Raw genomic sequence first — 23,560 nt, forward strand, 5'->3', positions numbered from 1 at the left:
AATGATATTAACAAGTATGCAATGTAGTTGATGAAAAAGACCTGACAAATTTGAATATATTTGTTATTGTGATGAGCTGGCTGGGGCATTTTATCCCATTACAGACACCCATTCAAAAAGAACACCATGCGAAAAATCACTTTGCTTGCCGGCTTGTTGTTACAGTTTACAATGATGGCGAATGCCCAACAACCTGCGTCTCCGCCATTACATCCTGACGGATCGTTGCCGGAGCGAACCTTTGAAGTATTCTGGCAGACCTTTGAAGATCATTACGCCTTTTTTAAACTTCGTAAGGTGGATTGGAAAGCTGCGTATGCACAGTACCGCCCGCAGGTTATGTCATCCACCACTGATGATAGCCTGTTTCATATACTGTCACGGATGGTGACACCCTTCCAGGACGATCATATCAACGTCATTATTCCAGGGAAAAGACAGTTCCGGTCTGATAAGCCATCACAATTCCTGTCAGAATTTCCGAAAGGTGAGATGACCGGACGTTTCTGGTCAATGGTAGACGAAAGCCTTGCTTCATCCGGGTTCGGAAAATTACATACTGCGGGGGAGAAATTCCGGGATATTCCGCTTTTCAGTTTTGCACGGACCAAGGACGTGGGTTATATCCGGTTTCGCCGGTCATTTTCCTCCGCCGAGGAAGACGACAGTAACAAAGATGCAGTGGTGGCGGGAAAATTACTGGATTCTATCTTGAATACTTTTAAAGACACCAGGGCACTGATCATTGATGTGAGAGCCAATATCGGCGGGAATGATGAATTTTCCTATGCCATGGCGGGCAGGTTTGCTAGAAAGCGCGTGCATGGGCACTATAAGCAAACGAGAAACGGTGGCTACGAAGATTTTGGTCCACGTGAAGACTGGTACATTGAACCAAAAGGCGTGGCGTATCATCACCCGGTAATGGTATTGACCAATGACCAGACAGCCAGTGCCGCAGACGTGTTTGCAATGATCATGAAAACATTGCCACAGGTGAAACTGGTTGGCAATCACACCCTGGGCATCTATTCAGATATGTATGGATTTGAGCTGCCTAACAAATGGCAGGTTTCCTTGTCAAATCAGCGCTATTATACCAGCAAGGGCGAATGCTATGAGGGTAAAGGCACCCCGACTGATATCCAGGTACTGAACACCCGGAAAGATCTGGAGGAAAAATCTGATCCTGTGCTTAAACGTGCCTTAGCCGAGTTGTCAAAATAATGTGAATGCCTGCTAACCGGCATATGCTCATATACGCGATTTCAGGGAAGATGTACAATGAATTTTATTTAAAAAAAAGATCGAAAAATTCTTTCTGATACATCTTCCCTATTGGAATCTCATGATCCTTGATATAAATCGTGTTGTAATCAAAGGAAGTAACTTTATCCTTGTTAACAACATAGGACTTGCTGACACGCATAAACCGGGTAAGTGGTAGCTTGTTATGGATATTTTTCAGGTTCATGCCCGTTAAATACTTCTCGTGCAATGTATGGATGACGACATAATCTTTGAGTCCTACGATAAATTGAATGTCGTCATGCATCAATTTGTGAAACTTGCCGTCAGCTTTAATAATGAGATAATTGTCTCCGATGCGCTCTACTGAATTTTTCAGGGCACTCAACATCCTGCTGCTTTGCTGGGCTCTTAGAATCGCTTTTTCAAACCGCTCTCTGGAGACAGGTTTGAGCAGATAGTCAATAGCTTCCACCTCATAACTCTCTGCTGCATAGTCAGGATAAGCGGTAGTGAAGATCACCATGATTTTTTCCGGGAGTGAACGTGCGAAGTCAAGACCGTTATCACCGGATAACTCAATATCCAGGAATATCAGGTCTACTTCATGATGAGCGATATATTCCCTGGCATCCACAATATTTCCGAACTGTTTTTCCAGCTGGAGGTCAGGGAAGTGTGTAACCAGGATCTTTATCCCTTCTCTTGCAAGCGGTTCATCATCGATTATAATACACTTCATAAAGGAAACATTAGGTTCACCTGATAGTAGTCCGGGCGGTCGCTGATATTCAGATTAAACTGTGGTCCATAGAGTAGTTCAAGTCTGCGTTTGATATTGGCTATTCCTATACCAGTCCGTTCAATGTGCGCACCCGGTTTGGCAGGTTTGGTATTAGTGCATTCAAACAACAGCATACGTCCGTTCATACTGAACCGGATATTGATTTCAGACGGTGATCTTGAGTCAGCACTATGTTTGACAGCATTTTCTACAAAGTTCACAAAGATCTTGGCCGGCACTTTCAGACCTTTAGGATCCAGGTCAATATTAATGGTGAAGCGGAAGTTATCTCTTCTCACCTTTTCCAGCTCAATAAAGTCAGTTATAAATTTGATTTCAGCGCTTAAGAAGGCGTGATGATGACTTCTTTCATTGAGATGATAACGAAGCAGATCTGACAGCTTAACTACCAGTTGAGAAGCTTTATCAGGATCTTTCATGATCATCACATTGACGTTGTTGAGCATGTTGAACAGGAAATGAGGATTGATCTGGTTGCGCAGCTCCCTGAGTTCACTTTCCAGGTATTTTGTTTCCAGCTCTTTCATCTTATTGGTATCTTCTATCCATTGCTGAAACAATTTGAAGCCGGTGGTGGTGAGCAGTAGCGGGAGAAAGAACAGCAAGCCCATTATCAGATGAGCAATCAGTGAACGGGCACCGTCGGCCGCAGGAGAAATACGGTGAGGTTCTATCAGGAGATCGTGACCAAAGCGGAATAGGATAATGCCGGCAACTATCAGTAATGAGAGCAGCAGGAAATAAAGTGTTTGCCGTTTTTTGTAGAAGAATGCCGGAATCAGATAGTACATGTTACTGTACATCATACCTGTGATCAGCAGCAAAAAGATCAGCGCGTCTAAGACACTGTAGAACCCTGCAAACTCCGGATGATTATTTTTGAAGATAACCGCCCAGATCAGGAGTAGAAACGGAAAGAGTCCGATCAGGTGCCGTAACACCCGGTATTCCCGGTGAGTGAGAAATTTAACAAAAAGGTCTTCCCTTGCTGTTGAGACACCTGCTGTGGTAATGTCGGACATCGCACATACTTTAATTGCGCAAGTTAGTCGAAATTATCAGCTGTATCAAGTGACTACCGGAGAGGACAAGACAATGCTGCGCAGCAGTCGGCATTTTGTAGTGAAGGAGCGTATTTTGGTATACAGCAGAGGTTATTTGGTATAATTTCCCGCTATCTTAGACGCTCCTATTTATTTTTGTAAGGTCACAGCAAATCATTTACTACAGTGGCTGACATACAAGATTATCCAACATCATCGGTTCATTCTGCACCAGATATTATCCCGCTGTACGAAGGGTATCCTCCAGGATCAGAAAAATGGAATTGGGAAGAGAAAGCAGTTAACGCAAGTTCGTGGGCTCCCCGCATTGTATATGATGTGGTAACTCCTGCTATTCAGGTGTTCAGACCTGCCTGTGCAAACGGTACGGCCGTATTGATTATTCCTGGAGGCGGCTATCACTGGCTGTCAGTTGATCAGGAAGGCAGTACTGTAGCACAGTGGCTGAATGAACAAGGTATTACCGCCTTTGTTTTAAAGTACCGGACTGTACATTCCAATTCCGGGCATCCATTAAGGGATATGCTCGAAAGCTGGCATTGTATTAATCAGGCAGACAGGGAGAAGCTGGCCGCAGTGCAGCAGATGGCAGTGAAAGATGCGCTGCTGGCACTGGCGCATATCCGTGACCAGGCAGCTGCTTACAGGATTGACGAGACAAAACTGGGTATACTCGGCTTCTCTGCCGGCGGCGCTATTACACTTTCAGCAGCCTGTTGTCCCCTATCTGTTGAAAAGCCCGCATTCCTGGCACTGGTGTATCCCGGTGTGGTTGATACTGCCACCCTCAGTATACCTGCCGGAAGAATGCCCATGTTCCTGACTGTCTCTGCCGACGATTGGCTTGGGCTTGCACCAGCAACGCTGCGTATAGCTGAGAAATGGATGGCAGCAAAACAGCCTTGCGAGCTCCATCTTTATCAGAATGGTATTCACGGCTGCGGCGTTACACCTAAAGATGTACCGATGGATGGCTGGAAAGACAGGTTCACCGCCTGGCTACGTTGGAATGAGCTATTGCCTGCTTAAAACGCGTACGTGATATTTATCACACCTTCGGCTATACCATGTTGGTGAAAATGGTATGTTTTATTGCAATGCGGCAAAAGATCTGATGTAGTTTATATATGCGGTAGCACTTTCTTCTATTCTGGGAGTAGTGGAATGATATTCTGCTCCGAAGAAGGCGAACATTGGCTGATAGTCAGCTTTCACATATTCAAATGATAATTGAAAAGGAGCCGTTAACTGTTCAAGCGTGTATTTATACTTGGCTCCCGGCTGATATTCTTCTTCGTCGATGCCGGCAGATACCGCCAGGGCAATCTTTTTACCCTCAAGCTTATAACCGCTTTTACTGCCAAATGCCCATCCGTGTATCAGTACGTCATCCAGCCAGGTTTTAAATAAAGGAGGACAATTAAACCAATAGAATGGGAACTGAAAAATAATATGGTCATATGCTTCTATTAATGCCTGTTCCCTGGCTACATCTATCTTTCCGTCCGGATAGGCTTTATACAGGTCGTGTACGTGAAAAAGCTGTTCATCTTTGCTTAACTCCTCCACCCATCTTTTATTGATTTTTGACTGCGCCAGATCGGGATGTATAACCATTACTAATACTCTTTTCATATCTGTATACTTTTTAACTCTGCACAAAAATATCTAAGTTGCGCATTAAGTGTTTGGTGTACGCCAAATGTTAGGAACTTACAAAAGTGTAACTATGAGTAGAATAAAGCGGTCATCCACCCATCAGGAAAACAAACAATTACTGGAAGCAGAGTGTCCGGAGATATACGCCGCAAATCAGATCAGCGGCCAGTGGACGATTGGCATCTGTAGCTGGCTGGGTAATGGCAGACTTCGTTTCAGCGAACTTAAAAAAGTAATGCCTGGTATTACTGAGCGAATACTCACACTTGAACTGAAGAAACTGGAACAAAGAGGTATGATTATACGTCACGTATTCCCGGATGTGCCCGTAAGAGTGGAGTATGAGCTTACCCCAATTGGCCTGGAATTAATACCTATCCTCAAGCAACTGGAAGAATGGGGCAGAAAGCACAAAGCGGCACAGTCATCCGAGGTGTAATTGATCGTTCACTATATTATTTGGAAATCAGTAATTATCATCGTAATATTGCGATATAAGAAAACAGCATGGGAGCATCAAAGACCGATTTGTTCACTACGGAACAGAACGAGATTGCCGCGATGGCAAAGGCGCTGGCGCATCCTGCCCGGATAGCTATCTTACAGTACCTTGTAGAGAAGAATGTGTGTATTACAAGTACGCTGGTAGAGGAACTGGGGCTAGCGCAGGCGACGACCTCACAACACCTGAAAGAGTTAAAACAGGCAGGTATTATCCAGGGGAGTGTTGAGGGCGCGAGCGTATGTTACTGTATTAATCCGGAAGTATGGAAGGTATATAAATCCTTGTTTAACAACTTCTTCAAAGAGATTGATACAACAGGGCAACAATGCTGTTAATCATTTTGAAACTCATCGTAGCAATATTGCAAAATACTCCAAATAATGCATGACGTATGCGTACAGACAAAGCACTGAAAGACATGGTGCAGCAAAAATATACCGAGATAGCGCTGCAATCAAAAGAAGACAATCAGGCATCTTGTTGCGGGGCATCTTCCTGCTCCACAGAAGTGTATAACATCATGAGTGATGATTATACGAGCCTGGAAGGTTATCAGGCAGATGCGGACCTGGGACTTGGGTGCGGACTGCCAACGCAGTTTGCTGCCATAAAAAAAGGAGACACGGTTGTTGATCTGGGTAGTGGCGCGGGGAATGATGCGTTTATTGCCCGTTCGGAAACAGGTGAAACAGGGAAAGTCATCGGTGTTGATTTCACACCTGCAATGATTGAAAAGGCGCGGACCAATGCGGAGAAACTTGGGTTTAATAACGTCGAATTTCGTCAGGGAGATATAGAACAGTTGCCCATTACCGCGAATGTTGCGGACGTGATTGTGAGCAATTGTGTCTTAAACCTGGTACCAGATAAACCGGCTGTATTCAGGGAAATACTGCGTGTCTTAAAACCAGGCGGTCATTTCAGTATATCTGATATTGTACTGAATGGCGTACTTCCACCTAATATCCAGGAAGCGGCTGAAATGTATGCAGGCTGTGTATCTGGAGCGATACAACAGGATGAATACATGGGGCTTATCTCTGCTACAGGCTTTGTAAATATTGCCATCCAGAAGCAGAAGGCGATCATCGTACCTGATGACATACTTGACAAATACCTGTCAGCAGAAGAAATCACTGCATTTAAAGCCTCTCAGACAGGCATTTACAGCATCACGGTATATGCGGAAAAACCAGCGGAAGCCAGTGCCTGCTGCCCTCCAGGATGTTGTAGTTAAAATTATCAATGAATATGATGAAGAAAGTTCTGGTACTGTGCACGGGCAATAGCTGCCGTAGCCAGATTGCCGAAGGCTACCTGAGATATTTTGCAGGAGGTAAAGCAACTGTATATAGCGCGGGGGTTGAAACACATGGTGTAAACCCTCGTGCTATTGCCACCATGAAAGAAGATGATATTGATATTTCGTGGCATACTTCCAACAATATAGAGGAGTATCGTACCATCGACTTTGACTATGTGATTACTGTATGCGATAACGCAAAAGAACGGTGCCCTGTACTGCCGTCCTCCGCGAAGCAGTTCCATTACAATTTCCCTGATCCCGCAAAGGCAACGGGTACGGAAGAGGAGATCATGGAACAGTTCCGTGCTGTACGCGAACAGATTAAGCAATACAGCCGGGAATTTGTAGAGAGGCATCTGTCATAGGGCCGTTTATTTAGCCATCGCCAGCTGCAGATGTAAGATTGGATAGGGTTTACCGGAAGGATCCAGCGCTGAGCGGCCGATAACTTCAAACCCACAATGCCTGTAAAAGCCGGCAGCCTGCTCATTCTGTTCATTCACATCGACCTTTGTTACCTTTAGCTGCTGGATGGCATATAACAATAATTGCCTGCCTATCCCCTGGCGGCTGTAAGCAGGATCAATGAACAGCATCTCTACATTGTCTGCCGCTACACCCAGAAAGCCAATGATATTACCTTCGGCATTGCGTACACAGCGTAGCTCCACTGCATCAAGATAGGTATGCAGGATTAATGGCTTGTAGTGGGCAATATCGTCTTCTGTAAGAAAATGGTGTGTTGCTCTGACGGACCTTTCCCAGACGTCAATAATCTGGTGATATTCCGTATTGCTTACCCGGTCAATTGTGTAGTTCATGATTGTGGAGACAAAGGTATGCAAAAGCAACGATTATCGGCCTGCGCCCCGTTTCATCAATGAGAGGATACAGCCTTCAATCCGATAATAGACCCGATAAGTGTTATAATAAAGAGTATCCGGAGGAATGTAGCAGGTTCTTTAAATACCAGTATGCCTGCCAGCACGGTGCCTACAGCGCCGATACCTGTCCATACAGCATAGGCAGTACCCAACGGTAACGCTTCTGTAGCTTTCATCAACATGCACATACTTACAAGCAGGCAGATGCCAAAACCTCCGTACCACAGATAGGTAGCGCTACCAGCAGCTTCTTTTGCTTTACCAAGACAGAATGTAAATCCTACTTCGAATAACCCTCCGATAATTAATAATATCCAGTGCATTGTTTAATATTTTCACATGACTGGACAAAAATAGTATACGTTTCAGCTAATAAATTTTACAAATGATAAAAAGTGCGGCTATTTGATTTCGGAACGGATACGGCTTAGGCTGACCTGCGTAATGCCGAGGTAAGACGCAATATGTCCCAAGGGTACGCGCTGTATAAGAGAGGGATTGTTTTCAAGCAACTCCTTATAACGCTCTGTAGCAGTGCCAAACTGGAGTGAGATCAGTCTCCGTTCTGCTTTCATCAGTTCAGTCTCAGCAAACTTTCTGCCCCAGTTAGCAATATGAATATCCTGTATAAAAAGGCTTTGCAGGTCGCTGGATTTGATTTCGTATAGTTGTGCATCCTCTAACAGCTCGATATCTTCATAACCAGGTTTCCCTTCGACAAAGCTGCTCATAGATACCAGCGTATCTCCTTCTTTGCCGAACCAGAAAGTGATCTCTTTATCACCCTTGGTGGCAAATGCCCGCGCTATACCTGTTTTGATGAAGAAGATACTTTCTTCTATCCTGTTAACCTTAATGAGGATTCTGCCCCTCGCATATTCGTGTTCTGTGATATAAGACTTGAGCGTCTCCATTGAGCCGGCCGGGAGCCGGTATATGCTGTATATGATTTCTTCTATGTCCATTGCCGTATTGCCCAAAGGTAGCTATATTCAGGTACGGCGCAACGTGTCTCATAATTTCTTATTTTGAGTAAAAAAAGATGCTCCGCTCCATTTTACTACTGCTGATTACCTTGCTGCCTGCCCTTCACGCATCGGCACAGTCTGTTCCGGTAGAGGATGTTTCGATCAACCTGCTCAACTGGAGTAAACATCTGCATGCAGACGCAGACAAGTATTATACACGTGAGAAACACGAAGAACTGACCCGTAATCTGGAGGCACTGGAGCGGGAAGTCACCATCTACATGAAGACCAGGAAACGCTTATCAGACAGCATCTTCCGTCACAACATCGCGCCCGGCAAGAAAGACCCGGAAAACCTGGATCTGTTGAAAACACAAATGGGTGAGATTATCCGCCAGATGCGCAACGTCACTGACCTGACAAACGATGCCCTGCGCGCGGAGGGAGACCGGGTGAATGATCAGATCTTTAACGTACTCAACGGTGAAGGCAATGTGTACCTTTCCTACCTGGAAGCGTTTATGAACGGGCTGGATGTGAGCAAGAAACAGATGACCCTGGACGGTGGTACTGCGTATGACCGGTTGCAGCAGACTATTGGTCAGCTGGCTGCTACGCGTGATAAGATTAAAAGGAAAGGTAAATAGTGTACATCTTTTCCCTTTTGCGTAAAAGAAATTTCGGATCTGCGTATTGCTAGTGTGATGATTAGCGCATATTTGCGTGCGAACTACAATAGCTGACGGGACTATATGTTGTAAGTATAGCCGTCATCTGAACTTTTTAATACTAATCAACTGAGATGAAAAAAATCACACTGAGCGTTGCCCTTCTTTTATGTGCCTTCTTTGCTTCTGCACACGCAGTATGGATTGAGACCGCACTGAAAGGCACGAAGAACAAAGCACAGGAAGTTAAAGTGTACCTGGGAGAATATGCGGAAAATCAAACAGATTCAGTTGCACACTGGTTCAGTAATCTGAAAGATATCAAACTGTATGCAGTAACACCTACCGGTAGCCGGGAGGAAGTTACGCTCAAAGATAATGGCACCTGCCTGTCTGGTAGCTTTACGCCAGCTACAGAAGGTACTTATACGCTGGCAATCAGCCATACCGTGGAAACAGTTTACGGAGAAACGAAAATTGAATATTATGCTACAGCTACCGTTGTAGTAGGAAAAGAAAGTACGTCTCAATTATCTTCAGGTACCGCATTTTCTATTGTACCGGGCGCAGAGGAGCCTAAAAACCTGGCGACAGTGCCTTTAACACTATTCCGCAATAAACAACCGCTGGCAGAAGGCAAGATTGAGGTGATCTCTCCTGATGGATGGATTAAAGAACTGAAAAGTAATCAGAGAGGCGAAGCTTCCTTCTCTCCTGTACAACCAGGACAATACCTCCTGGAAGCATCTGCAACTGAAAAAGTATCAGGTACGCATAAAGATCAGCCATTCAAATCGGTGGCGCATATTGTAACGCATGCCGTAAATGTAAAAAAATAACTACCCTTTCTATCTAAATAAAAGGGGCGATCAGGCATAATGCCTGATCGCCCCTTTTCAATTACCTCCTCCTGCTGCAGATGCCTGCCATAGTGGCTTATGGATCGTGGAAGGCTGCTTATTCTAATGCTATTAAGACAAGAGATTCTTCTGAATATAGCTGATACTTTCCTGGATAGAACCGATTTCATTCGGCTTATAGTTGTTCTCATGCTCTATAAAGAAGTGCTTCATGCCAGCGGTAGATGCTTTGGCGAAGATTTCTTTGAAGTCAATACTACCATTTCCAACTTCGGTATTCTGGTCAGGATTAGCTTTGTCCATATCCTTTACGTGCCATAAAGGGAACCGGCCCGGATGCTGCTCGAACATTTCTACCGGCTTCTTACCGGAACGAACTACCCAGTAAAGGTCTAATTCAAATTTAACCAGCTTGGGGGAAGTCTCTTTCAGCAGGATATCGTAACCAGTGGTATCGTTGTATTGTTTAAATTCAAAGTCATGATTATGATAACCGAATTTCAATCCGGATGACTTACATATTTCAGCTGCTTCATTGAGCTTGGATGCAATTTTCTTATAGTCGTCAGCACTGGTACGGATGTCCTCTCCCAGCCATGGAACAATAAGGTATTCTGCATCTACTGTTTTTAACGCCTCTATATTGGCTTTCAGGTCGTCAGCAGATCCGCCTTTGATGAAGGAATCAATACTTACGTGGCCGCTTACAGCAGACAGTTTATGCTGTTTGAGTAAAGCCTTAAATTCCTTTGGAGACAGGCCCCAGAAGCCAGACTGTGGATTGTAGCCATATGTTTCAACCTCTTTGTAACCGGCAGCGGCTATCTGTCCGATTACTCCTTTAACGTCCTTTGGCAAAAGGTCGCGCAGGGTATAAAGCTGGAGACCAACTTTTTTAACCTTCGCTGTTCCTGCCATAGCAGAAAGTGACGGAAGCATCAAAACGCCTGCTGACGCAATACCAATCTGCTTAATAAATGTTCTCCTTGAATGCATTGTTAATCGATTTTCGGGAAGTTGAAATTAATACCAACTGCGATATTATGCAAATACTGAGGATATTGCAAATTTTAGCGGTAGCAGTAAGTGATTATCTCCTGGCTATCAATAACTGTTGATAACTTTAGTTACCCACAATAGCAAAAAGTATATGATGGATGCTATATCTTTGCCCCCCTGGCAGCATTGCCATGAATGATCTTTTATTATTAGCTCAGAAGGTGGATTGATTGGTAGCCGGAAATTACTCTAAGCTGTAAAAATCCTTTATATAGAGTGAATTGTAGTGATTGAACAATCATTACAGGATCACCTGCAAAGAAAGAACCCGCGTAGCTATTACGCGGGTTCTTTCTTTCTAAGATACCTCCGGCACGATAACCCGGTCAGATACGCCTCATATGCAGATGAGCCGTTCATGGTGGCAACACCAGCTACGGCCTTACAGATGCTGGCTTACTGGACAGATCAATATACTAATTACGCTTAATCAGAACACTCATTAGATGCAAATTATTCCTGCAGATTATACAGCATTCTTCCACTGGTTCAAAAATCATACAGAGACTTACTGGGGTAAAGACAGAAATGCCGGTCCCGACGAAAATCTGTGTCCTGAATGGATACAGGGTGCGAAATGGATAGGTATGACCGATGAACAGATTGATATGGTTCAGGAGAAGTTTGATGTTATTTTCACGCCGGAACACCGTGCATTCCTGCAGATACTGCATACCATCGACAGGAAAAAGCGCGTCTATGAGCAATATGGCGATAAACAGGGCGATTATTTTGAACAACCCTTTTTGTACAACTGGCTGGAAGATGAAGAAGCGATCCGCCTCAGACTGAAATTTGCCTATAACACTATCCTGGACGATGTATTGCGCATGGGTATATGGCAGGCAAGAGCATGGGGAGAAAGACCTGACACTGACAGCGAAAGAACCGAGATATTTACACAGGCTTTTGAAAAAGCGCCTAAACTGGTTCCACTGAACGGCCACAGATTCCTGGTAGCGGATATGTCTATGGAAAGAAGACCTGTATTATCCGTATGGGGAGCAGATATTGTGTGTTATGGACTTGACCTGCGCAAGTATCTGCTGCACGAGTTTAATGAGCATCTGGACATCTACCACCGGATATACAATGAAAAAACAGATAGCTGGGACTGGGTACTGAATGAGGAATACAAACCCAGTTTCATGTATGAAGATAAATCAGCGTTGCGTAAACTGCCCTTCTGGGGAGACTTCCTGATGTAGATTACTACTGGTGATTCCAGTCAATAAAAAAATGATTTTTGGCAGCTCCCATATAGATATAAATTAATCCGTTTGAGGATCTATATGCCTATCTTTGCAGCTTTTACAGCGCAATACACATTAATGAGCACAACTATCACACCTGCCTTACAGGCACGCAGCAACGGAACCTGTGAACTTTGTACCAATGACGATGCAGCCATCGCATATGCTGTCAGCCCGAGGAACAATGACGCTATAGAGAACGAGGTAGCCATCTGTAATACCTGCCTCTCTGCAATGGAAGACCCGGCAGCCGCCATGCACTGGCATTGTCTTGCAGGAAGCATCTGGAACGCTGAGCCAGCAGTACAAGCTTTAAGCTACCGGTTACTATATCAACATAAAGACCACGAATGGGCTGCTGAAATCATTGGTTCCGTAGAACCAGATGAAGCTGTGGTTAACTGGGCATTAAGCGCATTTGAAGTAAAGCCGATACATCTGGATAGCAACGGTACTGAACTGCTTAATGGCGATACTGTCGTGCTGACCCAAGGACTCAATGTAAAAGGCGCTAACTTCATGGCTCCTAAAGGTACTATTGTGCGGAAGATCAGACTTGTAGCAGATAATACGGAGCAGATAGAAGGTAAGATTAATGAACAGACAATTGTAATACTGACTAAATACGTGCGTAAGTCGTCCTGATGCGGCATCGCCCACTACCTTCGCCTTACAATCAACCTATTGTGCATGAGCCGGAATGACTGGTCAAATGATAAATTGTTCGATCGCCTGCTGGGCAATAAGTCCTCCCGTACCTACTGGGATAATGTGAGAGAACTATGCAGGCGTCCGGACAAGGATGTATATAAACGCTGCGTTGCATTGACGAAATCCGCGTTACCGCAAGAGCGACGTGCAGGCATAGATATATTGTCTCAGCTGGGCGGTGAAGAACGTCCGTTTGAGAAGGAAACACTGGCACTCTACCTGCGCATCCTTCCTAAAGAAAACGATCAGAAGGTACTGGAGTCCTTATTGCATGCAATCGGGCACAACAACAAAGGACTGGACAATGAGGGCATCGGGAAGCTACTACCACTGACAGCACATCGTTATACTGGAGTACGCTTTGCTCTTACCGTCGCCATCAAAGGGATAGATAAACCGGCCGCAATAGATATACTTATCGCTCTCTCTGCAGATAAAGATATCGACATACGCAACTGGGCCACCTATAGCCTGGGAGCAGTGATTACCAGAAATAATAAGGTGATAAGGGAAGCGCTATACGCCAGAATACATGATCAGGATGAAGATACGCGTCTGGAAGCAATTGCCGGACTAGCTATCAGAAAAGACCCTCGTGTAAGAGAGCTTATCATAAAGGAACTGCAAACCGGAGAAGCGGGCACACTTTTATTTGAAGCCATGACGGCTCTGGGTGATCCTGCATTATTGCCTGCATTGAAACAGTTGCATAAAGCGTCTGTGAAAGCCGCTGGTATTCACCCGGAGTGGCTAGCTAAGCTGGCAGAAACGATAAAAGCATTGTCAGCTACTAATAACTGATGATGGTGTCTATTTCCAAATTACGTTATAGACCCGTAAAACAAAATATGCATGAGAGCGGCAGTTATTGACCTTGGTACTAATACTTTCCACCTGATCATCGCAGACCTGTCTGACGGAACGGTACGCATGCTATACAAGACTACAGTACCCGTATTACTCGGACAAGGCCGTATCAATGAAAATATGATCATACCGGAAGCGTTTGAAAGAGGCATCAAAACACTTAGCGCTTTCAAAGCCACCATTGATCAACATCAAGCAGACGTTATAAAAGCAACTGCTACTTCCGCTGTAAGAAGCGCCATCAATGGTCAGGCATTTGTTGACGAAGCCAGAGATGTTGGTATTGAGATTGAAGTCATCACCGGTGATCAGGAAGCGGCATACATCTTTGATGCAGTCAGGGCTACCGGCGTAATCAAAGACACTGTGCTGGTGATGGATATAGGTGGAGGCAGTACAGAATTTATTATTGGTGATGCAAAGGGGTTATTATGGAAAAAGAGCTATAATATCGGCGCAGCCAGGCTAATGCAGGCGTATTTTCACTCAGACCCTATGAGTGACGCTGACCGTTCTGCGATCATCACAGTCTTGGATGAAACACTCGGAGAACTTAAGTCCGCCTGTACACATTACAAACCGAAGGCGCTGGTAGGTTCAGCAGGTGCCTTTGAATCATATGCAGCTATGCTGAATAATGGAGAAGAAGCGAAGGATATACCCACTATGCCGCTGGATATTGCGTCTTACAGAGCGCTGTCAGCACACCTGATAGCATCTACGCACGCTCAAAGAGTAGACATGAAAGGTCTCATATCATTACGGGTAGACATGATCGTGATCGCTGCGATACTAACCAGCTATGTACTCGACACAACTGGCGTTCAAGCATTACATCTGTCTACTTATGATCTGAAAATGGGTATTCTGCATTCGCTGCTTAAGTAGCCGGTATTGATTCTATCAATACTTTCAACTCAGTCATTCGCATGCTTTTTCCTGCGTGCCAGTTCGGCATCACTCACATAACCAGCACCTAATGTACCTGTCTGTATTGCTCCGGCAGGTACATAACTGATGACCATTACACCCTGTGGCGACACAATAGTATCAACAACTTTCCATTGCTGTGGTTGCGTCCCCTCCTGAAATAGCCGCTTCCCCTGCCCTATGGTTAACGGGTAGATCCATGTATGCAGTTCGTCAACCAGCTGATGCGCAAGCAGGGATTGTACCAGTCTGCTGCTACCATGCACAAGCAAATTAGGGCCATCCTGAGCCCTGAGCTTTTCCAGTTCAGCAACAACATCACCAGTAATATGTGTAGAGTGGTCCCACGTAAGCTCCAAGGATCCGGATGATACCACATACTTTTCTATGCGATTGAATAAATTACCAATATCATCCTGCTGGTAAGGCCAGTGGGCGGCAAAGATCTCATATGTACGTCTCCCTAGCAACAGGTCAAATGGCTGAGACATAATATCTCCTAATTTCTTATCAATACTGTCATCAGCATAAGGGTAAATCCATCCGCCCCATTTAAATTGCCCGGAAGTATCCTCCTCTGTGCCGCCGGGAGCCTGTAATACTCCGTCCATAGATAAAAACATAGTTACAATGATCTTTCTCATGAGTTGCTAATTTGGGTACCGTACAAAAATACAGCACTGGCTATCATGAGCTAAGGGGTATTCAGGACATGATACGGTACATTTACGACAATGTAATCGGGGAGTGCGTGCGGTGGAATAACAGGTATCAGATATTACTTATCAAGATAACGGAATGAAGGACGGTTTTGTTTCCCAGGCAGTCATCACATATCCCTTATCGCTAATCATTTATTGTGTATTTTGCGCGCGTTCGTAAACCATATTTTTTATGTCTCTTACAAAAACCCGATGGAAAATTGAATCCGACAGGATCGTTATCCAACCTAACAGATTGATGTTCATATTAGGCGCTGTATTTGCCGTATTACTTGTCGGCCTCATTATAGCATTCCGAATCAGCGGGCAGCGCTATGCAGTGAACGATGTTTACATTGCCGGCTTCCTGGTATTTGCCGTAGGCATATTCATTCTCAGCGGATTTACCTATATCGTATTTGACCGTGCTAACAACAGGATGAAGAAAATGCTGTTTGGAGTAGTTCCTGTAAAAAGTATCCCGTTCGATAAGCTGCAGGGCGTAAATATCGTTACACAAGGAGCCGGTTCCTATAGCTTCCGGATCTTTACAAAAGCCAGCAAGTATGGCCGTGGTACTATTATTTCATCCGGATATAGTAAGGATACTGACGCCAATGCAATCGCCTTTAATAATGAAGTTATTCCGCTGATACATCAGTACCTCGATGCAGCAGATCCATTACCGGAAGAAAAAGAGGTGATGATCACCGATTATGAATATTTTACTTCGGACGGCGGGATTTATACACTCAAAGCAAACAATATCTTCCTTGCCGTAATGGGCATCAGTCTGCTGGCCTTAGGTATACATGAATGTACACCCGCGGCATGGATGACCTCTATGAGTACGGTAGGACGAGTGTCTATAACGGGGGCCTGTTTGTTATTTGGCCTGATCTTTATCGCAGCAGCATTTACGAAGATCACCTTTAATACCGGTACACGCATGATTGAACGGAAAAGCCCTATTAAATTAGGTAACCATCAGTTTCCGTTTGAACACTTCGTTAGTTTTCAGACAGTGCGCAACACCTACAACGGCATCTACTCCGGCACACAGGTATTAATGTTTTTCTATAAACCTGGAGACAAGAGAGAAAAAACGCTGCAATTACACTCCTTCCGTAACACGCGCAAGATAGAGCGCTTATTGACGGAAGTTAAAAGTATTATGAAATAATACCGGCGATATCGATAATTGCGGACTGCCCCTGTAAAGCGAAGATTTTACAGGGGCAGTTCATTTAACACTGGCATTATTGATCCAATACTACAATGGTGCTCCTCCGTCGTGTAATCAGAGTGAGCTTATTCTATAAAATAAAGAAGCCCGCCAAACGGCAGGCTTCTCCTCTCTCAGTGTATGTTGGACTAACCCAAAAGTTAATATTTGTCGTTCTGCGTGAACAGCTTGGAGGCATCCATTGCAGACTGCGGGATCGGGAATATTCTTCTGTAAGGCTGAGATGCCTGCTTTGCAGTACCTGCCAGATCAAATTTACCGAAACGGATCGCCGCTTTCCTTCTGTACATTTCCCAGTACATTTCAAACCCTGTTTCATTGTACAGTGCTTGCTCTGTCAGGGTAGTCAGTTCTTTACCAGGAGCGTTATTGTATAATGCCTCACGGGTTCTGCTGGTACGCAGCTTATTCAGATCTTCCATTGCCAGGGCAGCCTGGTTCTTACGGAAGTAAGCTTCTGCTCTCATACAATACATACCACCCAGACGGTACAATGGAATATCTACATTGCTGGAACTGTTATCTCGTTCAGGATCGAACTCATACTTGAAGACACGTACGCCCTGATTGATCTGCGCCTGCGTAAATACAGCCTGCACCGGATTGTCAAATTTCAGCTCAGGAGTAAAGTCCATGGGTAGTGAAGTGTTCTTTTCGCAATTCAGCTTATTTACTTTGATACGGCCATCAGCAGTCATCTCGAAAGTACCATTTGAAAGCAGCCTTGGACCGTACTGCTGACCGACCTGCAGACCACGATTGAAGTGGAACCATGGCAGCGAAGCGCTGTTTGGTACAAAGCTGGTAGCAGGAACACTCACGTCTGTACCATCGTTCATAAACCAGGTACCGTCAGCATACTGATAGTGACGGGTAAAACGAGGGTCGTCATGATTATTGTTCCAGGTTGCATAGAACTCAGGAGTGATACAGGAAGCATTTGTCCCCCTGTTAGCAGGAGAAGGCTTCTGGTTTCTCTCCATGGACATATAAGCGAAGTCATTATCGCTATTACGCAGCGTATTGATCTCCTGAGATACGACGAATATCAGCTCTGGACCAGCAGTATTATTAATGCTGAAGTTATCAAAGTAATTGCTGGATAGTTTGAACTGGGTGTTATTGATATTCATTGAAGTATATTCAATCACCTTGTCCATGTCTGTACCAGTACCGCTTACTGCAACTTCGTTGAAGTCGAAGCTTGCTGCATAACGGTTTTTAAATACCGCACGGTTAAGATACATATCTGCCAGCAAGGCGTAGGCAGCCTGTTTAGTGAAGCGGCCATTATGTGTTGATTGTTCTTTCAGATTAGCCAGATCAGGCAGGATAGCTTCTACTTCTTTGATCAGCTCATCGATAGCTGTATCTGCTTTTCTTACTGTTACAGGCGCATTGACATCTGACGGATCACGGTATGGCGCTTGTCCGTACAGATCCAGTGTATGGAAAGTATAGAACGCCAGCAGGGCCTTGGCTTCTGCAAGAAATAGCTTTTTGTTGGTAAAATCTGGTCTGCTGTTAATACTGCTGATAGCAGTCAGAGATTTGGTAATACCACTATTCAGGTTATTCCAGGTATTGGTAACTACTGAGTTATCAGGTGCCCATGTAAACTCATGGATGGCACGCCAGGTACCTCCGTCACCCCAGTCACTTCCCCGGGTAGGCAGCAGTGCTTCATCTGTGGAGTATTCCTGTAACGCAAATACGTTACCGTGATCCACAAAGGTAGCATCGCCCATCTGGCCATAAGCCGCCGCCAGTGCATTTTCAGGATTGGAGTTATTGGAACCCAGCACCTCATCTATCACTTGTTCTTTCAGATCCGTACAGCCGACCATAGCAACGGTCAGAGCGATACAGGCTAATTTATGCAGTTGTAATGATTTCTTTCTCATAGTCAATTCGCTTAAAATTTAATCGTTGCACCTAACAGGAAGGTCTTTGCTGCCGGATATGTGGTATAATCAATACCCAGTGACTGGTTACCACCAACGGTCTTGGTCGTATTTACCAGTGGGTCATAACCGGAATAACCGGTGATGGTCATCAGGTTCTGTGCGCTCACATACAGGTTGAGTGATTTCAGCCAATCCAGGCGATCAAATGATAAAGTATAACCGAGCCGCAAGTTACTCAGACGGATAAAGTCAGACTTCTCCAGGTAGAGGGTTGACAGCTGTACAGCATTCGCAGGGTTTGCGTTTGCCTCGTAATATTTGCTGAGCACATTACGATCTGATGCCAGACTATTGATATTCAGATCCAGCGCTGTATTGTTCACCAGATAACCGCCGGTCTGACCGATGAAAGCAAAGGACAGGTCAAACTTCTTATAACGCATCTGGCTGTTGATACCAAAGTTGAAGTTAGGGATGGCACCTTCAAAGATCTGCCTGTCAGCCGCATTGATTACACCATCTGTATTTCTGTCTTCAAAGATATCCTTACCATCTTTGTCATAGCCCAGGTGCTTCAGCATAAAGAAGGAGCCTGCTTCATAACCATTCTTGTAAATATTCGCATTTACACCTGACAGACCAGGGCCTGAAATACTACCGGAGTACAGTTCAGATACCGGCAGATCTTTAATCACGTTTGACAGAGTTGATCCATTTACATCCAATGACCAGTTAAAGTCTTTAGTACGGATCAGGTTAGTTCCCAGCATGAACTCAAAACCCTTGTTAACGATGCTGGCATTTACGTTCTGCCACACAGTTGTCGTCGGGCTTAATGGACCGGAAGGTATGTTCAGGATCGGATCTTTGGTAGTTTTGTTATAGTATTCCAATGAACCATACAATTTGCCTCCTAACAGGTCAAAGTCAACACCTATGTTGTATTGTTCCACCATTTCCCATTTCAGGTTAGGATTGGCCGTACGGTTTACCAGTACACCATTTACGATCTCCAGGTCATCATACAGGTAGTAACCTGCGGTTGGCGACAGAGAGTAGCTGGCTTGTGTAATTTTATTAGGCACTTCCTGGTTACCTGTCTGGCCCCAGCTGGCTCTCAGCTTCAAGTTCTGTATCATGCTCACGTCTTTCATGAAGCCTTCCTGAGACAGTGTCCAGCCTAATGCAAAGGATGGGAAGTAACCGTACTTTTTACTCTGACCGAAACGGGTAGAACCATCTGCACGCAATGACGCAGTTACCAGGTAACGGTTGTCATAGTTATAATTTACACGGCCGAAGTAGGACTGTAACTCATTCTCCTGTGCATAACCGCTTGGCGTGGTTGGGAGACCAGAGTAACCAGGGTTATATTCCGGATCTACCCCCTGACCTTGTTTAGCGATATTCTGTACACCGAAGGCGGTACCGGCAAACTGAAACTGCTGGTAAGAGAAACCACCCAGGAGTTCCAGTTGGTGCTTGTTAAAGGAATGATTATAGGTCAGATACTGATCCAATAGAGTGGTCAGCGACTGCAGGTTATTCTGCGCATATGCACCTAACGGCGTTCTGTCAGTGATGTTGGGATAGATAGTGGTGTTACGCTCAGAGGTAGACTTGTCTATACCGTAGTTAAAGCGGTAATTCAAACCCTTGGCGATTCTGAATGCAGCTTCCACATTGCCCAGCACACGGAAGGTATTGGTTTTATCCTTATAAATGCTCAGCAGGTAGGCTGGATTATAATGAGCATTCATGTTAAAGTTAGTGTAGTCGCCCAGGGAGTCAAACACTGAACGGGTAGGATTTGCCATCAGGGCATGGATAATGAGCTGACCATCAGAACCGGCAGTATTACCGTTCGGGATACCTGTTTCATCGATGTTACTCGCAGTCAGGTTCATTTTAACAGTCAGGCGTTTATCGTCAAAGAAAGACTCTTCTGCATTCAGCCTGGCAGTCGTTCTTTTGAAGGAACTGGTCTCTACGATACCATCCTGGTCCATATGAGACAAGGACGCCATATAGCTACCGGTATTGGTCGTTTTAGCAAATGACAGGTTATGATTCTGTACAAAAGCATTGCGATAGATCACGTCCTGCCAGTCAGTATTACCACCATGATCATAAGCGGGATCCTTGATAGCTTTACGGTATTCGTCCGCCGACAGTACATCAAGTTTCCTGATTACTTTTGCACTACCTACGTAGGTATCGTACGTCAGCGTTGGACTACCTTTGCTACCACGTTTGGTGGTGATAAGTACTACGCCATTAGAACCTCTGGCACCATAGATGGCAGCAGCAGAAGCATCTTTCAGGACAGTGATAGTTTCAATATCACTGGTATTCAGGAAGTTAAGCGGGTTTTTAGGTTCAGAGGAGCCTAGACCGAAGTTTGGTCCGCCGGCACTCACGTTATCGTTACTTAAAGGTACCCCGTCTACAACAAACAGCGGCGTGCTACCACTGCGAATGGAGCCGACACCGCGGATAAATACGTCCACACCCGCGCCTGGCTCACCGCTGGACTGTGCGATACGCACACCAGATACTTTACCCTGGAGCATGTTATCAACAGAGATATTGACCCCTTGTTTGATATTGTCAGCTTTCAGCTGCGTCAGCGCGCCTGTTACGTCAGCCTTGGTCTGGCTACCGTAACCTACAACCACCACTTCGCCAAGCTGGCTGCTGCTGCCTGACAATGTAATGCGCATAGGAGTGCTGGTGGCGATCACTTCCTGTTGCGTATAACCAATAAAAGTTACTACCAGTTTATCTCCGGCAGCTGCCTGAAGTGTAAACTCACCTCTTTCGTTGGTGGTAGTGCCCTTATTGGAGGAAAGCGATTTCACTGAGGCACCGGGTATCGGAGTACCGTCGGAACCGACTATCACTCCTTTGATAGGTTCCTGGCGGACCACCTGATCATATACGAAATGACCTGCCGCATGGGCCATGGAAGGGCTTACGGCCGAAAGCCATACCGCAACCATTAAAAGAAACTGCTTGTTCATTGCAATCTACTATTAGACTTTATGTAAATAGACGTGTATATGGTGACCTGACGGTCATTTGCTTCTCAAAGTTGTGTCAACCCCTATTTGTATCTGAAATTATGTAAGCGCGCAACGTGGATCTGGTTGATAGGCGAAAATAAGATTAACTCCTTCAATATTAAAATTGTTCTGTTGCGCGTAAAAATCCCCCATAGAGCGGCATCATTTTTAAAATCGGGTGTAATGATAAGACGGTTTCGGGAATTTTACTATTAACGCAAAGTTATCTTTACTTTAATTTGACATGATTATCAATCTCCTCTTATATAAAGGCCCCTACTGGTTAAGACCTTGTTTCAGAAGTACCACGAGGAGAGATAGGTCAGGGATAAAGGAAACGGGAGGATTTTTCGGGGCATTGAACTGACAATGCGGTTACGTCAGTCGGTCGGGTTAAGCTGGAAGATGAAAGACCGGAAAAGGATGTATGCCTGATGCGATTAGCAGCCTGACAGGTAAATAGGCCATAGACGAACCATGCCAGGCTAATATTCCAAGGCAAGATAATATCTATGGCCTACTCAGGGCTGTTTATCTATTTTCAGCTGTTATTTGGCATATTTCTTCTCGAAGGCATCTGAGGCATTGTTTACTTCCTCTGCGGCTTTGCCAAAGGCAGTATTGATATTCTCAAGGGCCTTTTCTTCCTTTGCAGCAGTTTCTTCGTCTGCGATGCCTGCCTTACGGATGGAAATCAGCTCCTTATAGTCTGCGGAAACGATCTTCTTATACGCCTGAAGACCATTGAGTACTCCTTTCTGCAGCACATCGTCACCCTTATAACTACCCAGATCTTCGACCTTTTTAATCTGCTTATCCAATGTTTCCGCCCAGGTGGTACGTACCTGCTCTGCCTTGGTATAATCCTTTGCATTCATAGCGTCATTCATACTGGTAACCTGCTTTTCGTTGTCGTTCACCACTGTAATCAGCTCATTGTTATAGGTAGCCACATCCATGGAAGAATTACAGGAAGCCATAGTTATACCTAATGCCAGTACATAGAGCAAGGTTTTCATTTTTCCGAACATATCTGCTTTGTTTTTGTGTTTTTTCAATAACACAAAAGTAAGCAGCGGCACAGGTAGCTGTACTCCCGAAAATCAACCATTTTTATAAAAACGAAAGACGGCAGTCTACTGTAAACAGAGAACTGCCGTCATCACACGACTGTATTGTAAGGTCTTTTAATGTCTATGTTTCAATACTAAGATGGCCTTAACCAACATAATTAGTGTTCACAGCCCCATCTGATAGCCTGAAAGTAAGGTTGATCCTTCCTCCCACTGGTCTGGACGTTTTAGGTACATAATGTTCATAATATTCCTGCATAGTCTCGCCCATTAGCAGAAAACTGCCATGTGTTAGCGGAATGTCCAGCTGCGGAATATCTTTCCTGAACTTATGCCTGACCTTGAACAACCGGGTTTCTCCAAAGGTTACTGATGCAATTGCATGGTGTTTACCACTGGATGACGGGTTATCGCTATGCCAGGATACAGAATCATTGCCATCCCGGTAATAATTTAGCAGAACACGATTGAACGTAATACCACAGGCTATTTCGACGGCAGATTTGATACTAAGTAATAACGGTGTCCATTCCAGACCATTCTCTCCGCCATAAAAGGCTGTCAATCTTGGGTCTGGCAGGATTTTATCATACATCTTACGGGTACGCTGCTGCCAGGGAGTGACATCTTTCAGGATACTGAAGTACTCGTCTGAGGCCCGCTTTTCAAAAAACTGCTCCCACAGCTTCAAATCAGTATCCGGTAACTGAAAATCAGTAAAACGCTTCTTCCCTTCATCAAAAAGGTCGATATCCTCAAAAAGTGTCATAGACTGCGAAGA

Annotated in this window: 26 protein-coding genes; 14 read left to right on the forward strand and 12 right to left on the reverse strand. The window is 44.8% G+C overall.

The features are described from left to right. Positions 1–126 precede the first annotated feature (126 nt). The gene (locus tag K1Y79_RS00840) at positions 127–1,227 is read left to right on the forward strand and encodes a S41 family peptidase (protein ID WP_220248100.1); all 1,101 of its coding nucleotides are present in this window, start codon (positions 127–129) and stop codon (positions 1,225–1,227) included. Between the two features lie 64 nt (positions 1,228–1,291). On the opposite strand, the gene K1Y79_RS00845 is transcribed toward K1Y79_RS00840, so the two are convergent. Together K1Y79_RS00845 and K1Y79_RS00850 are read right to left on the reverse strand one after the other, a co-directional pair. Beyond that, positions 1,292–1,990 carry a LytR/AlgR family response regulator transcription factor gene (locus K1Y79_RS00845; protein WP_220248101.1) on the reverse strand — a complete coding sequence of 233 codons (699 nt, stop codon included), beginning with the start codon at positions 1,988–1,990 and terminating at the stop codon, positions 1,292–1,294. After that, positions 1,987–3,075: a sensor histidine kinase gene (locus tag K1Y79_RS00850; protein WP_220248102.1), complete on the reverse strand. Its 1,089-nt coding sequence runs from the start codon at positions 3,073–3,075 to the stop codon at positions 1,987–1,989. The genes K1Y79_RS00845 and K1Y79_RS00850 overlap by 4 nt, the downstream gene beginning before the upstream one ends. 207 nt (positions 3,076–3,282) lie before the next feature. On the opposite strand from K1Y79_RS00850, the gene K1Y79_RS00855 reads away from it, so the two are divergent. Then, complete coding sequence (locus K1Y79_RS00855) at positions 3,283–4,146, forward strand: alpha/beta hydrolase (protein WP_220248103.1); 864 nt, start codon at positions 3,283–3,285, stop codon at positions 4,144–4,146. Between the two features lie 60 nt (positions 4,147–4,206). Here K1Y79_RS00855 and K1Y79_RS00860 read toward each other — a convergent pair whose 3' ends face one another. Then, positions 4,207–4,752, reverse strand: a complete 546-nt coding sequence (locus tag K1Y79_RS00860; RefSeq protein WP_220248104.1) for an NAD(P)H-dependent oxidoreductase — start codon at positions 4,750–4,752, stop codon at positions 4,207–4,209. 94 nt (positions 4,753–4,846) lie between these two features. Here K1Y79_RS00860 and K1Y79_RS00865 point away from each other — a divergent pair, with 94 nt between their 5' ends. The 4 genes from K1Y79_RS00865 to K1Y79_RS00880 all read left to right on the forward strand — a co-directional run bounded on the left by K1Y79_RS00865 (position 4,847) and on the right by K1Y79_RS00880 (position 6,952). Continuing rightward, a complete protein-coding gene (locus K1Y79_RS00865) occupies positions 4,847–5,215 on the forward strand; it encodes a winged helix-turn-helix transcriptional regulator (RefSeq protein ID WP_220248105.1) in 369 nt (122 codons plus the stop codon). Positions 5,216–5,283: 68 nt separating this feature from the next. Beyond that, positions 5,284–5,616 carry an ArsR/SmtB family transcription factor gene (locus K1Y79_RS00870; protein WP_220248106.1) on the forward strand — a complete coding sequence of 111 codons (333 nt, stop codon included), beginning with the start codon at positions 5,284–5,286 and terminating at the stop codon, positions 5,614–5,616. A gap of 56 nt (positions 5,617–5,672) precedes the next feature. Continuing rightward, the gene (locus K1Y79_RS00875) at positions 5,673–6,518 is read left to right on the forward strand and encodes an arsenite methyltransferase (RefSeq protein ID WP_220248107.1); all 846 of its coding nucleotides are present in this window, start codon (positions 5,673–5,675) and stop codon (positions 6,516–6,518) included. 14 nt (positions 6,519–6,532) lie between these two features. Next, positions 6,533–6,952: an arsenate reductase ArsC gene (locus K1Y79_RS00880; protein WP_236059442.1), complete on the forward strand. Its 420-nt coding sequence runs from the start codon at positions 6,533–6,535 to the stop codon at positions 6,950–6,952. A gap of 6 nt (positions 6,953–6,958) precedes the next feature. On the opposite strand, the gene K1Y79_RS00885 is transcribed toward K1Y79_RS00880, so the two are convergent. The 3 genes from K1Y79_RS00885 to K1Y79_RS00895 all read right to left on the reverse strand — a co-directional run bounded on the left by K1Y79_RS00885 (position 6,959) and on the right by K1Y79_RS00895 (position 8,436). Then, entirely contained in the window at positions 6,959–7,408 is a 450-nt protein-coding gene (locus tag K1Y79_RS00885; RefSeq protein WP_220248108.1) for a GNAT family N-acetyltransferase, read from the reverse strand. 56 nt (positions 7,409–7,464) lie between these two features. Further along, entirely contained in the window at positions 7,465–7,794 is a 330-nt protein-coding gene (locus K1Y79_RS00890) for a DMT family transporter (protein ID WP_220248109.1), read from the reverse strand. Positions 7,795–7,872: 78 nt separating this feature from the next. Further along, complete coding sequence (locus K1Y79_RS00895) at positions 7,873–8,436, reverse strand: Crp/Fnr family transcriptional regulator (protein ID WP_220248110.1); 564 nt, start codon at positions 8,434–8,436, stop codon at positions 7,873–7,875. A gap of 77 nt (positions 8,437–8,513) precedes the next feature. Between K1Y79_RS00895 and K1Y79_RS00900 the strand changes: the two genes are divergently transcribed. Both K1Y79_RS00900 and K1Y79_RS00905 read left to right on the forward strand, forming a co-directional pair. Next, entirely contained in the window at positions 8,514–9,086 is a 573-nt protein-coding gene (locus K1Y79_RS00900; protein WP_220248111.1) for a hypothetical protein, read from the forward strand. Positions 9,087–9,241: 155 nt separating this feature from the next. Then, the gene (locus tag K1Y79_RS00905) at positions 9,242–9,946 is read left to right on the forward strand and encodes a DUF4198 domain-containing protein (protein WP_220248112.1); all 705 of its coding nucleotides are present in this window, start codon (positions 9,242–9,244) and stop codon (positions 9,944–9,946) included. Between the two features lie 132 nt (positions 9,947–10,078). On the opposite strand, the gene K1Y79_RS00910 is transcribed toward K1Y79_RS00905, so the two are convergent. Further along, the gene (locus tag K1Y79_RS00910) at positions 10,079–10,963 is read right to left on the reverse strand and encodes a sugar phosphate isomerase/epimerase family protein (RefSeq protein WP_220248113.1); all 885 of its coding nucleotides are present in this window, start codon (positions 10,961–10,963) and stop codon (positions 10,079–10,081) included. A 289-nt stretch (positions 10,964–11,252) separates the two neighbouring features. Between K1Y79_RS00910 and K1Y79_RS00915 the strand changes: the two genes are divergently transcribed. The 5 genes from K1Y79_RS00915 to K1Y79_RS00935 all read left to right on the forward strand — a co-directional run bounded on the left by K1Y79_RS00915 (position 11,253) and on the right by K1Y79_RS00935 (position 14,745). After that, on the forward strand, positions 11,253–11,456 hold the full coding sequence (locus K1Y79_RS00915; RefSeq protein WP_220248114.1) for a hypothetical protein: 204 nt from the start codon (positions 11,253–11,255) through the stop codon (positions 11,454–11,456). A gap of 16 nt (positions 11,457–11,472) precedes the next feature. Continuing rightward, entirely contained in the window at positions 11,473–12,234 is a 762-nt protein-coding gene (locus K1Y79_RS00920; RefSeq protein ID WP_220248115.1) for a hypothetical protein, read from the forward strand. 84 nt (positions 12,235–12,318) lie between these two features. Next, positions 12,319–12,924, forward strand: a complete 606-nt coding sequence (locus tag K1Y79_RS00925) for a PhnA domain-containing protein (RefSeq protein ID WP_236059444.1) — start codon at positions 12,319–12,321, stop codon at positions 12,922–12,924. A 45-nt stretch (positions 12,925–12,969) separates the two neighbouring features. Next, complete coding sequence (locus K1Y79_RS00930) at positions 12,970–13,791, forward strand: HEAT repeat domain-containing protein (protein WP_220248116.1); 822 nt, start codon at positions 12,970–12,972, stop codon at positions 13,789–13,791. A 51-nt stretch (positions 13,792–13,842) separates the two neighbouring features. Then, on the forward strand, positions 13,843–14,745 hold the full coding sequence (locus K1Y79_RS00935) for a Ppx/GppA phosphatase family protein (protein ID WP_220248117.1): 903 nt from the start codon (positions 13,843–13,845) through the stop codon (positions 14,743–14,745). Between the two features lie 29 nt (positions 14,746–14,774). Here K1Y79_RS00935 and K1Y79_RS00940 read toward each other — a convergent pair whose 3' ends face one another. Then, positions 14,775–15,431: a dihydrofolate reductase family protein gene (locus K1Y79_RS00940; protein ID WP_220248118.1), complete on the reverse strand. Its 657-nt coding sequence runs from the start codon at positions 15,429–15,431 to the stop codon at positions 14,775–14,777. A gap of 250 nt (positions 15,432–15,681) precedes the next feature. On the opposite strand from K1Y79_RS00940, the gene K1Y79_RS00945 reads away from it, so the two are divergent. Further along, positions 15,682–16,671: a hypothetical protein gene (locus K1Y79_RS00945; RefSeq protein ID WP_220248119.1), complete on the forward strand. Its 990-nt coding sequence runs from the start codon at positions 15,682–15,684 to the stop codon at positions 16,669–16,671. Positions 16,672–16,874: 203 nt separating this feature from the next. Here K1Y79_RS00945 and K1Y79_RS00950 read toward each other — a convergent pair whose 3' ends face one another. The 4 genes from K1Y79_RS00950 to K1Y79_RS00965 form a co-directional block, all read right to left on the reverse strand. Further along, positions 16,875–18,638 (reverse strand): RagB/SusD family nutrient uptake outer membrane protein, encoded by a 1,764-nt coding sequence (locus K1Y79_RS00950; protein WP_220248120.1) that lies wholly within the window; start codon positions 18,636–18,638, stop codon positions 16,875–16,877. An 11-nt stretch (positions 18,639–18,649) separates the two neighbouring features. Continuing rightward, positions 18,650–21,664, reverse strand: coding sequence for a SusC/RagA family TonB-linked outer membrane protein (locus K1Y79_RS00955; RefSeq protein ID WP_220248121.1), 3,015 nt, complete (start codon positions 21,662–21,664; stop codon positions 18,650–18,652). A gap of 590 nt (positions 21,665–22,254) precedes the next feature. Further along, the gene (locus K1Y79_RS00960; protein ID WP_220248122.1) at positions 22,255–22,737 is read right to left on the reverse strand and encodes an LIC11966 family surface protein; all 483 of its coding nucleotides are present in this window, start codon (positions 22,735–22,737) and stop codon (positions 22,255–22,257) included. Between the two features lie 187 nt (positions 22,738–22,924). After that, complete coding sequence (locus K1Y79_RS00965) at positions 22,925–23,548, reverse strand: alpha-ketoglutarate-dependent dioxygenase AlkB family protein (protein WP_220248123.1); 624 nt, start codon at positions 23,546–23,548, stop codon at positions 22,925–22,927. Between the last annotated feature and the right edge of the window lie 12 nt (positions 23,549–23,560).

This window comes from Chitinophaga rhizophila (genome assembly GCF_019492185.1).
Classification (GTDB): Bacteria; Bacteroidota; Bacteroidia; order Chitinophagales; family Chitinophagaceae; genus Chitinophaga; species Chitinophaga rhizophila.